1 protein-coding gene is annotated in these 246 nt (G+C 67.1%); it reads left to right on the top strand.

The features are described 5' to 3' along the window. On the top strand, positions 1-246 hold a 246-nt coding region (locus tag SB772_RS44355; protein WP_410839072.1), incomplete at both ends, for a hypothetical protein.

Raw genomic sequence — 246 nt, 5'->3', positions numbered from 1 at the left:
CGACAAGCCGGATGTGCTGGCAACCGCCTATGCGCCCGCCGCCCCGGACTACTCGCGCCAGTCGCCCTTCGATTCGATCCTCACCGACAAGAGCGCCAATGACGGCCGCTTCGTTCCGCAGATCGGTGCCAGGGATCATGCCTGGGCCGCCAGCATCCTGCCGCCGACGGTCTTTTCGGCGGCCGAGCAGCAGTGCCTGGCTTCCGGCATCTATTTCGAGGCGCGCGGCGAATCGGTGAAGGGGCA

Source organism: Paraburkholderia sp. SIMBA_030 (assembly GCF_046535245.1).
GTDB lineage: Bacteria > Pseudomonadota > Gammaproteobacteria > Burkholderiales > Burkholderiaceae > Paraburkholderia.
The sequence above is the reverse complement of the archived record's forward strand: the minus strand, read 5'-3'. Positions and strand labels throughout refer to the sequence as shown.